Raw genomic sequence first — 13,472 nt, forward strand, 5'->3', positions numbered from 1 at the left:
GCCGCCCCGGGGCCGAACGGCGGAACGGTGGGGCGGCGGGCAGGCGGACGAGGGGCAGGCGGGACTACCGGCAGGGCGCCGCGGTCGGCACCGCGCCGAACACGTTGTCGGCCGGCGGGCTGGCGGGCACCACCGTGGGCGACGGGCTCGGGCTCACACCGGCCTTGGCGGCGCCGCGGGCCGGCGGGGTCGGCGTGGGCGCCGGCGGCGTGGCCAGCGCGGTCGGTATGTGCGGGGCGGTCGGGCAGGCCGTCCGGCTGGCCGGGGCGCCCGCGTCCACCGGGACGGCGGTCGGCCGGATGCCGCAGCCGGAGGCGAGCGCGAGCAGCAGCAGGGCGCCGGCGGTGCGGCGCAGGGCGGTGCGGGTGGCGGCGGTCACGTGGCGTCCTTGTCCTGGGCGGCGTCGCCGAGGGGGCCGTCACCGGTCTCGCCCTCGTTCGGCGGAGGCGGCGGGGCCAGCGGCAGCGTCAGCGTGAACACCGCCCCGACCTCCCCGTTCGCCGCCGTGATCGTGCCCCCGTGGATCTGTGCGTTGGCCATCGCGATCGACAGCCCCAGGCCGCTGCCCTCCGAGCGGGCCCGTCCCCGGTCCGCCTTGTAGAACCGGTCGAAGACGTGCGGCAGCACGTCCTCGGGGATGCCCGGGCCGCTGTCGGAGACCTCGATGACGACCGAGCCCGCGGTCTGCCGGACCTTGACCCGCACCGGGGAGCCGCCGTGCTTGAGCGCGTTGCCGATCAGGTTGGCGAAGACCACGTCGAGCCGGCGCGGGTCGACCACGGCCAGGATGCCGCGCGGGGCGTCCAGTTCGACGGCGTCGTACCAGGCCCGGCCGTCGATGCAGGACATGATCAGGTCGGCCATGTCCACCTCGTCGGCGACCAGCTTGGCGGTGCCGGCGTCGAAGCGGGTCACCTCCATCAGGTTCTCCACCAGGTCGGACAGCCGCCGCGTCTCGCTGACGACGAGCCGTACGGCCGGCGCGATCATCGGGTCCAGCGACTCGGCCTCGTCCTCCAGGATGTCCGTGACGGCGGTCATCGCGGTCAGCGGTGTGCGCAGCTCGTGCGACATGTCGGCGACGAACCGCCGGCTCTGCGCCTCGCGCGCGCTCAACTCCTCGACCTGCTCGTGCAACGACTCCGCGGCCCGGTTGAACGTCCTCGCCAGGTCCGCGAGTTCGTCCCCGCCCTCGACCTCCAGCCGGGTGTCCAGGTGTCCCTCGCCGAGCCGTCGGGCGGCGTCGCCGAGCCGCTTGACCGGCCGCAGCACGGTCGACGAGGCCGCCTGGGCGAGCAGCGCCGAGCCGATCAGCGCGAGCAGCGTGGCGATGGCCAGCGACCAGCCCAGCGTGTTGAGGTCTTTGCGCTCGTTCTCCAGCGACTTGAACATGTACGCCGTCGGGCCGGTCGGCACCACCTTGGTGCCGCCGATCAGGAACGGCTGGCCCGCCAGGTTCTGCCGCTGCCAGTACAGGTGGTACGGGTACGGGTTGCTCTCGGTGACCTCGCGCTGTCTGGCGACGGTGGACTGCAGCGCCGCCGGGACGTCGGCCAGCGTGAACTGCCCCGGGTCGGAGGAGGCCGTGCACTCCGGGTGCGCCGGGTCGGCCACCACCACGTCGTAACTCAGTCCGGAGCTGGCGACGGTGGACGCGAGCGTGGTCAGGTCCGGGCAGCTCGCGTTCAGCGGCAGCTCGGAGACGTTGCGGCTGAGCGAGACCCGGAAGTCGTTGAGCGCGGTGTCCTGGGCGCGCTTGAGCACCGCGTCGCGGTTGAGCCAGTAGGCGATGCCGGAGGCCGAGACGGCGGCGAGCAGCGCGACCGCCGCGAACACCGCGATCAGCCGTACGCGCAGGGAGCGCAGCCTGCGCCACGGGCCCGCGGCGAAGCGGCGGGCCGTCGTCTGATGATCAGTCACAAGAGCCTGTCGTCGTACGGAAGTTCAGGGAGTTCAGGAATTTCGGGCAGCCCAGGCGGATCAGGAGGGCGGCAGCCAGGAGGACGGGAAGCAGGAGGACGGGAGAGGCGCTCAGGCCGGCGGGTCCAGCCGGTAGCCCACGCCGCGGACGGTGCGGATCAGGGTCGGCGCGGACGGGACGTCCTCGACCTTCGCCCGCAGCCGCTGCACGCAGGCGTCCACCAGGCGGGAGTCACCCAGGTAGTCGTGCTCCCAGACCAGCCGAAGCAGCTGCTGGCGGGAGAGCGCCTGGCCGGGGCGGCGGCTGAGTTCCAGGAGCAGCCGCAGCTCGGTCGGGGTGAGCTGGAGGTCCTGCCCGTCCTTGGTGACGGTCATCGCCGCCCGGTCGATCACCACGGTGCCGTACGCGGAGGAGTCGGAGCTCTCCCGCTCGCCGCGCCGCAGCACGGCCCGGATCCGGGCGTCCAGCACCCGTGGCTGCACCGGCTTGACCACGTAGTCGTCGGCGCCGGACTCCAGGCCGACCACCACGTCGATGTCATCCGAACGGGCGGTCAGCAGGATGATCGGCAGCTGGTCGGTGCGGCGGATGCGGCGGCAGACCTCGAAGCCGTCGATTCCGGGCAGCATGACGTCCAGCACGATCAGGTCGGGCCGCTGCTCCTTGAAGAGCCTCAGACCGTCCTCGCCGGAGGCGGCGGTGGCCACACGGTGGCCCTGGCGGGTGAGGGCGAGTTCGAGGCCGGTCCGGATGGCGTCGTCGTCCTCGATCAGAAGGAGGAAAGGCACGGCCCCATTTTGGCCCACTCGAAGCGTCGAATCACCCCCAGGACCGGTCACCGCCCGTACGGGAACCGGAAGGAGCACCACCGGCGTCCGGTACGGAGGGAGGCGGACCGGGACGAAAGGCCCGCCCCTGTGACACCCCTGTGACAGTCGGCGGACAGCGCCATCACAACCGGCGGGCAAGATTTTCCATGTCGCCGCAGGACAGCGGGCCAACCCGGCCGGCTGGAAGGCGGCAACAGGAACCGCTCGTACCGACCCAGGGGGCGCACGATGAACGCCATGCTTCAGACCCGGACCAACCCGGCTGTCCGCACCGCGCGTTCGTCAGCCACCGCCCCGCGGACCCGGTACGAGGTCAGGACCGACGAGAACTCCGGTGCCGTGACCGTACGGGGGTGCGCGCACAGCACCGGTGGAAACCCTGTCGCCCGCCGGGTGAGCGGCGGCGCCAGGACGGGGGAGCTGTACGGGATCGGCCGGGTGGGGAACGCGGCCGACTCCGGCAACACCCTCACGCTGCGGGGGATCCTCCCCGTCCGCGTCGAGGGCAAGGACGCTCCGGCGGGGAACCGGGGCGTCGGCGGGAACGGCCTGCGGACGGTCGGCTCGGGGGAGTCGGCCGGCCGCGAGGCCGCCGGTGCGACGCTGCTGCAGCTGAACCCGGCGGCGGCCCGCACCGCCGAGGCGGGACGGGCGGACGCGCAGGGGGAGCACCCGGCCGTCGCGGAGGACCACATCACGGAGTTCACCGCGTACGTGCGCGAGCGCCGCGCCTCCCTGTACGCCACGGCGTACCACCTCACCGGTGACCGCTACGAGGCCGAGGACCTGCTGCAGAGCGCGCTCTTCAGCACCTACCGGGCCTGGGGCCGGATCACCGACAAGGCCGCGGTCGGCGGGTACCTCCGCCGCACCATGACCAACCTGCACATCTCCGCCTGGCGGCGCCGCAAGGTCAACGAGTACCCGACCGAGGAGCTGCCGGAGACGGCCGGCGACACCGACGCGATGGGCGGCACCGAGCTGCGCACCGTGCTCTGGCAGGCGCTGGCGAAGCTTCCGGAGAACCAGCGCACCATGCTGGTGCTGCGGTACTACGAGGGCAAGACCGACCCGGAGATCGCCGACGTGCTGGGGATCAGCGTCGGCACGGTCAAGAGCAGCATCTGGCGGGCGCTGCGCCGGCTGCGCGAGGACGAGCACCTGAACAAGTCGGGCGACACCGTCCGGGCGTTCGGCGAGCTGGTCGCCTGACGCGGGCGCGGGTGACGCGAAGGAGTGGAACTCCCGTCGGGGGACGGGTAGCGGACGGTCGCGGTGCGTGGACGCCGGCTCGGGGGAGCGGTGAACACGGGGAGCCCGACGGCCGTTCGGGGAAGGCGACGGGCCCGGTGCGGGGGAGACGCACCGGGCCCGTCGTTCTTCGTGTCTTCGTCCCGCGTCGATCCCTCGTCCGGAGACGTCCCGACTGAACGGAGCACGGCCCGCCCGAACGGAGCACGGCCCGTCCCAACGGAGGGCGGCTCAGACGGAGGACAGCTCCCGCCGCCCGGCCGCGGCGCGGATCCGGCGCTCGGCCTCGGCCCCGGCGCACGGGTGGGAGCCCAGGGTGACCTGCCGCCCGACGATGGAGCGCTCGGCCCGCATCAGCCGCCAGCCGCGGCGCAGCAGCACCGGCAGCGACTTGCGGCCCTCCCGGACGTCCCGGCGCAGCCGGCGCCAGGCCGTGGTGAGCGCGCCGTTGCGCAGGCACAGGGCATCGCCGAGCAGGCCCTCGGCGGCGCACTCGGCGGTGATCTCGGCGGCGAAGATGCCCTCGGCGATGAACGCGGGGGCGCCGTCCAGGTCCAGGGCGCGGGTGGCGATCCGGCCGTTGTCCGGGATCGAGTACACCGGGACGTCGGCGCGGCCGGTCGCGTACAGGCTGCGGATCGCGGCGACCGCCTGGTCGCGGTGCCAGGCGAGCGGGGAGTCCCAGTCGACCGCGCCGTCGGGCAGCAGCGGCAGGGTGGGGTCGTCCCCGTCCTTGTAGAAGTCGTCCAGTTGCAGGACCGGCAGCCCGCTGCGCTCGGCGAGCGAGGACTTCCCGGAGCCGGAGGGGCCGGACAGCAGGACGACCCGGGCGTGGGTCATCGGCACAGGATTCAGCGGGTCGTCACTCACGGGACACCAGTCTGACGCATCCGGGCCCGATGCCGAAACCCGTCGGATCACACCTTCTGAGAGCTCCGGGGATCGGCGAGCCGGAGGACGGCGTCGAAACGGCACGGAAGGGCGACGGACCCGCGCCAGGGGGGGAGAGGCGCGGGTCCGTCCAATGACCGTCCGGGCCCTGGGGGGGAGAGGGCACTGGGGACGGCCAGTCTGTGGAGTTGTTACTCGGTGGTCGACGGGGCGGTCAGATCCCCATCGGGTGCCAGACCGTCTTCGTCTCCAGGAACGAGAGTAGCCGGTCGGTACCGGGCGCATTGGTCCAGTCCTGGGCGAACGGGTCCAGCTCCGGACGGACCACCCTCTTCAGGGTATCCGCGGCGGCCGCTTCCAGCGCCTGCGCCGCGCCGGGGCCGTCGGCGGCGATCGCGCCGGTGAGGTCCACCGCGTTGACGTCCTGGTGCGAGGCCAGGGTGGGCGCGATGTCGGCGGTCTTGCCCGAGATGATGTTGACCACGCCGCCGGGGACGTCCGAGGTGGCGAGCACCTCGCCCAGCGACAGGGCCGGCAGCGGGGCGTCCGCGGCGGCCGCGACCACGACCGTGTTGCCGGTGGCGATCGCCGGGGCGATCACCGAGACCAGGCCGAGCAGCGAGTGCCCGTACCCGGCCTGCGGGGCGACGATCCCGACCACGCCGGTCGGCTCCGGGGTGGAGAGGTTGAAGAAGGGGCCGGCGACCGGGTTGGCGCCGCCCGCGATCTGGGCGACCTTGTCCGTCCAGCCCGCGTACCAGATCCAGCGGTCGATCGCGGCGTCCACCAGCGCGGCGGCCTTCTTCGGGCCGATGCCCTCGGCGGCGGAGACCTCGGCGGCGAACTGCTCGCGGCGGCCCTGCAGCATCTCGGCCACCCGGTACAGCACCTGGCCGCGGTTGTACGCGGTGGTGCCGGCCCAGCCCTTGACCGCCGCGCGGGCGGCCAGGACGGCGTCGCGGGCGTCCTTGCGGGTGCCCAGCGGAGCGTTGGCGAGCCACTGGCCCTTGGCGTCCGTCACCTCGTACACCCGCCCGCTCTCGGAGCGCGGGAACTTCCCGCCGACGTACAGCTTGTAGGTCTTGAAGACGTCAAGACGCGTCGCGACATCAGACATCGAGGTAGGCCTCCAGACCGTGGCGGCCACCCTCGCGGCCGTGGCCCGACTCCTTGTAGCCGCCGAACGGCGAGGTCGGGTCGAACTTGTTGAAGGTGTTGGCCCAGACCACGCCGGCCTTGAGCCGGCTCGCCGTCCACAGGATGCGCGAGCCCTTCTCCGTCCAGATGCCGGCGGAGAGGCCGTACGGGGTGTTGTTGGCCTTCGCGACCGCCTCGTCGGGGGTGCGGAAGGTCAGCACCGACAGGACCGGGCCGAAGATCTCCTCCTGGGCGATCCGGTGGGCCTGGCTGACGCCGGTGAACAGGGTCGGCTTGAACCAGAAGCCGGTGCCCGGGAGTTCGCACTCGGGCGACCAGCGGTCCGCGCCCTCGGCCTCGCCGGCGTCGGTCAGCTCGGTGATCCGGGCCAGCTGGGCGGCCGAGTTGATGGCGCCGATGTCGGTGTTCTTGTCCAGCGGGTCGCCGACCCGCAGGGTGGACATCCGGCGCTTCAGGGCGTCCAGCAGCTCGTCCTGGATCGACTCCTGGACCAGCAGGCGCGAGCCCGCGCAGCAGACGTGGCCCTGGTTGAAGAAGATGCCGTTGACGATGCCCTCGACCGCCTGGTCGATCGGCGCGTCGTCGAAGACGATGTTCGCGGCCTTGCCGCCCAGCTCCAGCGACAGTTTCTTGCGGCTGCCGGCCAGCTGCCTGGCGATCGCCTTGCCGACCGGGGTGGAGCCGGTGAAGGCGACCTTGTTGACGTCCGGGTGCGCGGTGAGCGCGGCGCCGGTGCGGCCGTCGCCGGTGACGATGTTGACGACGCCCTTCGGCAGACCGGCCTGGCGGCAGATCTCGGCGAAGCGCAGGGCCGTCAGCGGGGTGGTCTCGGCCGGCTTGAGGACGACGGTGTTGCCGGTCGCCAGGGCGGGCGCGATCTTCCACGCCAGCATCATCAGCGGGAAGTTCCACGGGATGACCTGGCCGGCCACGCCCAGCGGGCGCGGGTTCGGGCCGAAGCCCGCGTAGTCCAGCTTGTCCGCCCAGCCGGCGTAGTAGAAGAACCACGCGGCGACGGTCGGGATGTCGAAGTCGCGGGTCTCGCGGATCGGCTTGCCGTTGTCGATCGACTCCAGCACGGCCAGCTCGCGGCTGCGCTCCTGGATGATCCGGGCGATCCGGAACAGGTACTTGCCGCGCTCGCTGCCCGGCAGCGCCGACCAGTCGGCGAAGGCCTTGCGGGCGGCGGCGACCGCGCGGTCCACGTCCTCGTCGGTGCCCTGGGCGAACTCGGCGAGCACCTGCTCGGTGGCCGGGTTGACCGTCTTCAGGGCCTCGCTGCCGGAGGAGTCGACGAACTCGCCGCCGATGAAGTGGCCGTAGGAGGTGGCGATGTCGCCCGCGGCGGCGGGGGACTCGGGGGCCGGGGCGTAGGCGAAGAGGCCGGAGGCCTTCACGGGCTCCTCGATGTTCTTCTTCTTGGCCATGGTGATCAGTCCACCGTCACGTAGTCGGGGCCGGAGTAACGTCCGGTGGTGAGCTTCTGGCGCTGCATCAGCAGGTCGTTGAGCAGGCTGGAGGCGCCGAAGCGGAACCAGTGCGGGCTCAGCCAGTCGTCGCCGAGGGTCTCGTTGACCATCACCAGGTACTTCATGGCGTCCTTGGTGGTCTTGATCCCACCGGCGGGCTTCACGCCGACCTGGACGCCGGTCTGCGCCTTGAAGTCGCGGACCGCCTCCAGCATCAGCAGGGTGACCGGCGGGGTCGCGTTGACGGCGACCTTGCCGGTGGAGGTCTTGATGAAGTCGGCGCCGGCCAGCATCGCCAGCCAGGAGACGCGGCGCACGTTGTCGTACGTCTGCAGCTCGCCGGTCTCGAAGATCACCTTGAGGTGGGCGCTGGTGCCGTCCGGGCGCTTGCACGCCTCCTTGACGGCGACGATCTCGTTGAAGACGTCGTAGTAGCGGCCGGAGAGGAAGGCTCCCCGGTCGATCACCATGTCGATCTCGTCGGCGCCCGCGGCGACCGCGTCGGCGGTGTCGGCGAGCTTCACCGGGAGGGCGGCGCGGCCGGCCGGGAAGGCGGTGGCCACCGAGGCGACCTGGATGTCGGTGCCCCGCAGGGCGTCCTTCGCGGTGGCGACCATGTCCGGGTAGACGCAGATGGCGGCGACGCGGGGGGTGGTCGGGTCGGTCGGGTCGGGGGTCCTGCCCTTGGCGCACAGGGCGCGCACCTTGCCGACCGTGTCCGCGCCTTCCAGCGTGGTCAGGTCGATCATCGAGATCGCCAGGTCGATGGCGTAGGCCTTCGCCGTGGTCTTGATCGAGCGGGTACCGAGGGTGGCGGCACGCGCCTCAAGGCCGACCTGGTCGACGCCGGGCAGGCCGTGCAGGAAGCGGCGGAGCGAGGCCTCGGACGCCGCAACGTCCTGAAGGCCGCTGCCCGCAACGCCGAGGGCATTGGCTGCAACAGTGGACATAGTCACCAGAGCAGCATATCTACGCGCGTAGTCGACCGCTAGGGGGCCTGCCTTTCGTGGCCGGACCGAGACCTCGGAGAAGGCGGAGGGGCGGCAGGGGGCGTGTACGGCCGGGCCGCGCGGCGACCGGCGGCCGGGTGGTCCGGGGGCGGCATTCGATGCCGGACCGAGACCTCTCGGTGGGGGGCATGGGGCAGAATCGACGGCATGACCGATTCCGACGGCAAGCCCCGCCAGGGTTCCGCCGCCCCCGACGGGGATCCCGCGTACGCGGACCGCGTGTACCGCTCTGTCCCCGGTGTGATCTCCGGAGTGCTGCTGCTGGCCGTCGCCGGCTGGTTGATCGGCGACGCGGTGCTGAACGGGACGGGGAAGACGCCGTACGTCTCGCTCGCGGCGGTACCGGTGTTCGCCTTCCCGGTGATCGCCTACACGCTGCGCCCGGCGGTGCTGGCGGACCGCAGCCGACTGCTGGTGCGCAACCCGTGGCGGACCATCACCGCGCCGTGGGCCTCGGTGGACGCGCTGCGCGCGGGGTACTCGGTCGAGCTGCTGGCCGGGGGCAAGAAGTACCAGGTGTGGGCGGTGCCGGTGTCGCTGCGGCAGCGCAAGCGGGCGACCCGGGCCCAGCAGCGCGGCGGCGCCGAGCACGCCTCCCGGATGGGGATGGTGTTCGGCCGCCAGGCCAACCCGGTGGTGCAGGGCTCGCCCGACCCGACCCGCGCCTGGTCCGACCAGGTGACCAACGTGCTCCAGGAGATGGCCGAGCGCAACGCCCGGCGCCCCGACGCGGCCGGCCCGGTCGAGGTGGCGTGGTGCTGGTGGGTGATCGCGCCGACGCTGGCCGGCCTGGCCGCGCTGATCACGGTGATCGCGGTCTGAGCCGAAGCACGCGAGGGGCCCGCCGGTACGCGACCGGCGGGCCCCTTCTCGTACGGGCGGGCGTCAGACGGCGATGCCCGCGGCCTCGGCCAGGTCGCGCTTGACGGCTTCGAGCAGCTCGGCGGCCCGCTCGCGGGTGGCGGCGAGGTCGGCGGCGGTGGTGACCGGGAGGACGACCTCCAGGTAGCACTTGAGCTTGGGCTCGGTGCCGGACGGGCGGACCACGATGCGGGCCGAGCGGACGGCCTCGCCGGCCAGGTAGTAGCGCAGGCCGTCGGTGGGCGGCAGCTCGGCGGAGCCGGCCGACAGGTCGTCCGCGCGGGTGACCCGGAGGCCGGCCAGGACGGTCGGCGGCTGCTCGCGCAGCCGGCGCATGGCGTCGGCGATCAGCGAGAGGTCCTGCACGCGGACGGACAGCTGGTCGGTGGCGTGCAGGCCGTGCTCCAGCGCCAGGTCGTCCAGCAGGTCGGTCAGGGTGCGGCCGGACGTCTTGAGGGTGGCGGCCAGTTCGGCGACCAGCAGGGCGGCGGTGATGCCGTCCTTGTCCCGGACGCCCTGCGGGTCGACGCAGTAGCCGAGCGCCTCCTCGTAGCCGTAGCGCAGGCCCTCGGCGCGGGAGAGCCACTTGAAGCCGGTCAGCGTCTCGGCGTAGCCCAGGCCGGCGGCCTCGGCGATCCGGCCCAGCAGGGTGGCGGAGACGATGGTGGTGGCGAAGACGCCCTCGGCCTTCTTGGCGACCAGGGCCGCGCCGAGCAGCGCGCCGACCTCGTCGCCGCGCAGCATCCGCCAGCCGGAGGTGCCGTTGCCGCTGCCGGCCGCGTTGGCGAGGGCCGGGACGGCCACCGCGCAGCGGTCGGCGTCCGGGTCGTTGGCGATCACGATGTCGGGGCCGACCGAGGCGGCGGTGCGGAAGGCGAGGTCCATCGCCCCCGGCTCCTCCGGATTGGGGAAGGCCACGGTCGGGAAGTCCGGGTCGGGCTCGGCCTGCTCGGCGACGACGGTGGGCGCCGGGAAGCCGGCCCGGCGGAAGGCGGCGACCAGGGTGTCGCGGCCGACGCCGTGCATCGGGGTGTAGACGACGTCGAGGTTGCGCGGGCTGTGCTCGTCGACGATCGAGACGGCCCGGGCCAGGTAGGCCTCGATGACGTCCTCGCCGAGCACCTCCCAGCCGTCCTCGGCGCGCGGGACGTCGTGGAGCGAGCCGATGGCGTCGATCTCGGCGGCGATCCCGGCGTCGGCCGGCGGGACGATCTGCGAGCCGTCGCCCAGGTAGACCTTGTAGCCGTTGTCCTGCGGCGGGTTGTGGCTGGCGGTCACGGTGACGCCGGCGGCCGCGCCCAGGTGGCGGACGGCGAAGGCGAGCACCGGGGTCGGCAGCGGGCGCGGCAGCAGCGCGGCGCGCAGGCCGGCGCCGACCACCACGGCGGCGGTGTCCCGGGCGAAGTCGTAGGACTTGTGGCGGGCGTCGTAGCCGATCACGACCAGGTCGCCCAGGTTCTGCTGCTTGACGTAGGCGACCAGGCCGGCGGCGGCCCGGATCACCACGGCGCGGTTCATCCGCATCGGGCCCGCGCCCAGTTCGCCGCGCAGGCCGGCGGTGCCGAACTGGAGCCGGTCGGCGAAGCGCTCGGCGAGGTCCGACCAGGCGAGCTTGCCGTCCGTCTCGGCCGCCGGGTCCTCGGCCCGGGCGAGCAGGGCCGTCAGCTCCTCGCGGGTCTGCGGGTCGGGGTCCTCGGCCAGCCAGGTTCGGGCCCGGGCGAGGAGGTCGGTGGTGGTTGCCTGCGTCATGGCTGCCTGCTCCATCGGGAAGTGCGTCGGTTGGTCGGCCGGAGGGTTCCGCAAAGAAGGGGGGTGCACATGCGGACGGGGCCCGCGGGGCGTGATCAACGGATCACGGCCGCCCGAGGGCCCCGTCGCTCATGATTGTGCGCCAGCCGGGCGTCAGATCCGCTCAAGGACCTTCGCGAGCAGCTCGCCCATGCGCTCGGCGGAGGCCTTGCCGGCCTCCAGCACCTCGGCGTGGTTGAGCGGCTCGCCGGTGATGCCGGCGGCCAGGTTGGTGACCAGCGAGATGCCGAGCACCTCGGAGCCGGCCTCGCGGGCGGCGATGGCCTCCAGGGTGGTGGACATGCCGACCAGCTCGCCGCCGATCACCCGGGCCATGTTGACCTCGGCCGGGGTCTCGTAGTGCGGGCCGCGGAACTGGACGTAGACGGCCTCGTCCAGGCTCGGGTCCACCTCGCGGCAGAGCGCGCGCAGGCGCTTGGAGTACAGGTCGGTGAGGTCGACGAAGTTGGCGCCGACGATCGGGGAGTCCGCGGTCAGGTTGATGTGGTCGCTGATCAGGACCGGCTGGCCGGGGACCCAGCCCTCGCGCAGACCGCCGCAGCCGTTGGTCAGCACGATGATGCCGCAGCCGGCCGCGGCGGCGGTGCGCACGCCGTGGACGACGGTGGCCACGCCGTGGCCCTCGTAGTAGTGGTTGCGGCCGAGGAAGATCAGGGCGCGCTTGTCGCCGATCTTCACCGAGCGGATCGTGCCGGCGTGGCCGGCGACGGCGGGGGCGGGGAAGCCCGGGAGCTCGGTGACCGGGAACTCGGCCACGGTCTCGCCCAGGGCGTCGGCGGCCGGCACCCAGCCGGAGCCCATCACCAGGGCGACGTCGTGCCGCTCGGCACCGGTCAGCTCGCGCAGGCGCTCGGCGGCGGCCTGGGCGGCGGCGTAGGGGTCGGCGGAGACGACCGACTGAGGAGATGCGTTCACGGCTCCGAGGATAGACGGGTTTCGACTACGCGCGTAGAAAATCCGGCGCGGCATGCCGGATCGTTACCCGGTTGACCCGAAAGCACAGCTCGGTGGCGTCTTTCGGGTGACGCCGCTCGTCGGTACGTACAAATCGGTGCGAGGCCGGTGCGAGGCCGGTGTGAGGTCGGTGCGAGGTCGAACCGCAGTCGGCCCGCGGGCGGTGCGGGCCGGGAGCCGGGCCCGGGTTCAGAGCCGCTTCGCGCTGCGCAGCCCCTTCGCGTACAGGCCGTTGTCGTCCAGTCGCGCGGTGCCGCCCTTGTCGCCGAAGGTCGGGCCGTCCGCCTCCTCCCGGCTGGAGATGTACCGGGGGTGGCCGTCGGTGTCCAGGCCCAGGTAGATGCCGGTGTGGTCGAGCCGGGCGCCGGTGCGGGCGTCGATCTCGAAGAACACCAGGTCGCCGGGCTGGAGCGGGTCGATCGAGGCCGGTCGCAGGGTGGTGTCGGAGCCCGGCGCGGTGGTCAGCGGCAGCACCGGGACGCCCGGGCCGACCCTGGCCAGGCCGTTGGCGCTGCGCGGCAGGCCGGGGCCGGCCACGTCCTTGGAGAGCAGCGGGTAACCGGAGCGGTAGCCGTAGACCATCCGGACGTACCCGGAGCAGTCGAAGGCGCCGTACCGCGTCCTGTCCGGCTGCTTGGCCACCTTGTCGGCGAACGTGTACGGAACGCCGAGGTAGTCGAGGAAGTCGGTCTGCTCCAGCCGCAGGTCGTTGCCCACCGAACCGTTCGGGTTGAGCGGGCCGAAGGAGGCGTCGCCCTTGAACCGCACGCCCTTGGCGTCCTTCTCCGGCGCCGCGCCGGCCAGGTACTGGGTGGCCACCGCCAGCACGTCGTCCGCGGTGGAGCCGAGCGACTGCTGGAACCAGGCGCGGAACCAGCCCTCCTGCTCGGCGCCCGGTCGCCACGGCTGCGGCATCAGCCGGACCCAGGTGTCGGTCACCACGGTGGCCGTGGTGGTGCCCGGCTCGGCGAAGGTGCGGCTCGGGCCGGCCAGGACGGCGGTGCGGGCGCTGTCGGTCAGGGTGGCGACCACGCCGCCGCGGGCGTCCCGGACCACCGTGCGGTCGGGTCCGCCCAGCCGCTCGTAGCGGTACTCGGCGGCGGTGCCCCGGGCGGGGCCGGGCACGGCGGTGGTGGTGATCAGCGGTGCGCCGCCGCCCGGGTCCGACGGCCGGTCGTGGTCGCGGTCGCGCAGCTGGACGGTGAGGTAGCCGCTGGCGGCCAGCAGGGCCACGGCGAGGCCGCCGCTGAGCAGGGACTTGCGGGTGACGGGCATCGGGGTCTTCCTGGGGGTTCCTGCGGGATTCCGGGCGAGGGTT

Annotated in this window: 12 protein-coding genes; 2 read left to right on the forward strand and 10 right to left on the reverse strand. The window is 73.1% G+C overall.

Annotation, left to right across the window (positions count from 1 at the left end; all coding sequences use genetic code 11):
- Positions 1-64: 64 nt before the first annotated feature.
- The 3 genes from AB0O19_RS31960 to AB0O19_RS31970 all read right to left on the reverse strand — a co-directional run bounded on the left by AB0O19_RS31960 (position 65) and on the right by AB0O19_RS31970 (position 2,709).
- A complete protein-coding gene (locus tag AB0O19_RS31960; protein WP_363624609.1) occupies positions 65-379 on the reverse strand; it encodes a hypothetical protein in 315 nt (104 codons plus the stop codon).
- Positions 376-1,920, reverse strand: a complete 1,545-nt coding sequence (locus AB0O19_RS31965) for a HAMP domain-containing sensor histidine kinase (protein WP_363624610.1) — start codon at positions 1,918-1,920, stop codon at positions 376-378. The genes AB0O19_RS31960 and AB0O19_RS31965 overlap by 4 nt, the downstream gene beginning before the upstream one ends.
- Positions 1,921-2,031: 111 nt before the next feature.
- Complete coding sequence (locus AB0O19_RS31970; protein ID WP_063349065.1) at positions 2,032-2,709, reverse strand: response regulator transcription factor; 678 nt, start codon at positions 2,707-2,709, stop codon at positions 2,032-2,034.
- Positions 2,710-3,300: 591 nt separating this feature from the next.
- Here AB0O19_RS31970 and AB0O19_RS31975 point away from each other — a divergent pair.
- Positions 3,301-3,963 (forward strand): SigE family RNA polymerase sigma factor, encoded by a 663-nt coding sequence (locus AB0O19_RS31975; RefSeq protein ID WP_363624668.1) that lies wholly within the window; start codon positions 3,301-3,303, stop codon positions 3,961-3,963.
- 270 nt (positions 3,964-4,233) lie between these two features.
- Here AB0O19_RS31975 and AB0O19_RS31980 read toward each other — a convergent pair whose 3' ends face one another.
- The 4 genes from AB0O19_RS31980 to deoC all read right to left on the reverse strand — a co-directional run bounded on the left by AB0O19_RS31980 (position 4,234) and on the right by deoC (position 8,470).
- A complete protein-coding gene (locus AB0O19_RS31980; RefSeq protein ID WP_363580258.1) occupies positions 4,234-4,842 on the reverse strand; it encodes an ATP-binding protein in 609 nt (202 codons plus the stop codon).
- Between the two features lie 265 nt (positions 4,843-5,107).
- Positions 5,108-6,010, reverse strand: a complete 903-nt coding sequence (locus AB0O19_RS31985; RefSeq protein WP_363624611.1) for an aldehyde dehydrogenase family protein — start codon at positions 6,008-6,010, stop codon at positions 5,108-5,110.
- A complete protein-coding gene (locus AB0O19_RS31990) occupies positions 6,003-7,478 on the reverse strand; it encodes an aldehyde dehydrogenase family protein (protein WP_363580262.1) in 1,476 nt (491 codons plus the stop codon). Before AB0O19_RS31990 ends, AB0O19_RS31985 begins: the two co-directional genes overlap by 8 nt.
- Before the next feature lie 5 nt (positions 7,479-7,483).
- The gene (gene deoC / locus AB0O19_RS31995) at positions 7,484-8,470 is read right to left on the reverse strand and encodes a deoxyribose-phosphate aldolase (protein ID WP_350877291.1); all 987 of its coding nucleotides are present in this window, start codon (positions 8,468-8,470) and stop codon (positions 7,484-7,486) included.
- Between the two features lie 207 nt (positions 8,471-8,677).
- Here deoC and AB0O19_RS32000 point away from each other — a divergent pair, with 207 nt between their 5' ends.
- On the forward strand, positions 8,678-9,352 hold the full coding sequence (locus AB0O19_RS32000) for a PH domain-containing protein (RefSeq protein WP_363580266.1): 675 nt from the start codon (positions 8,678-8,680) through the stop codon (positions 9,350-9,352).
- A 63-nt stretch (positions 9,353-9,415) separates the two neighbouring features.
- Here AB0O19_RS32000 and AB0O19_RS32005 read toward each other — a convergent pair whose 3' ends face one another.
- From AB0O19_RS32005 to AB0O19_RS32015, 3 genes are all read right to left on the reverse strand, one after another.
- Positions 9,416-11,140 (reverse strand): phospho-sugar mutase, encoded by a 1,725-nt coding sequence (locus AB0O19_RS32005; RefSeq protein ID WP_363624612.1) that lies wholly within the window; start codon positions 11,138-11,140, stop codon positions 9,416-9,418.
- Positions 11,141-11,293: 153 nt separating this feature from the next.
- On the reverse strand, positions 11,294-12,115 hold the full coding sequence (locus AB0O19_RS32010) for a purine-nucleoside phosphorylase (protein ID WP_350877297.1): 822 nt from the start codon (positions 12,113-12,115) through the stop codon (positions 11,294-11,296).
- A gap of 228 nt (positions 12,116-12,343) precedes the next feature.
- Positions 12,344-13,429, reverse strand: coding sequence for an NlpC/P60 family protein (locus tag AB0O19_RS32015; RefSeq protein WP_363624613.1), 1,086 nt, complete (start codon positions 13,427-13,429; stop codon positions 12,344-12,346).
- Positions 13,430-13,472 lie beyond the last annotated feature (43 nt).

It is taken from the genome of Kitasatospora sp. NPDC091276, from assembly GCF_040684355.1.
In the GTDB taxonomy this organism is placed as follows: domain Bacteria; phylum Actinomycetota; class Actinomycetes; order Streptomycetales; family Streptomycetaceae; genus Kitasatospora.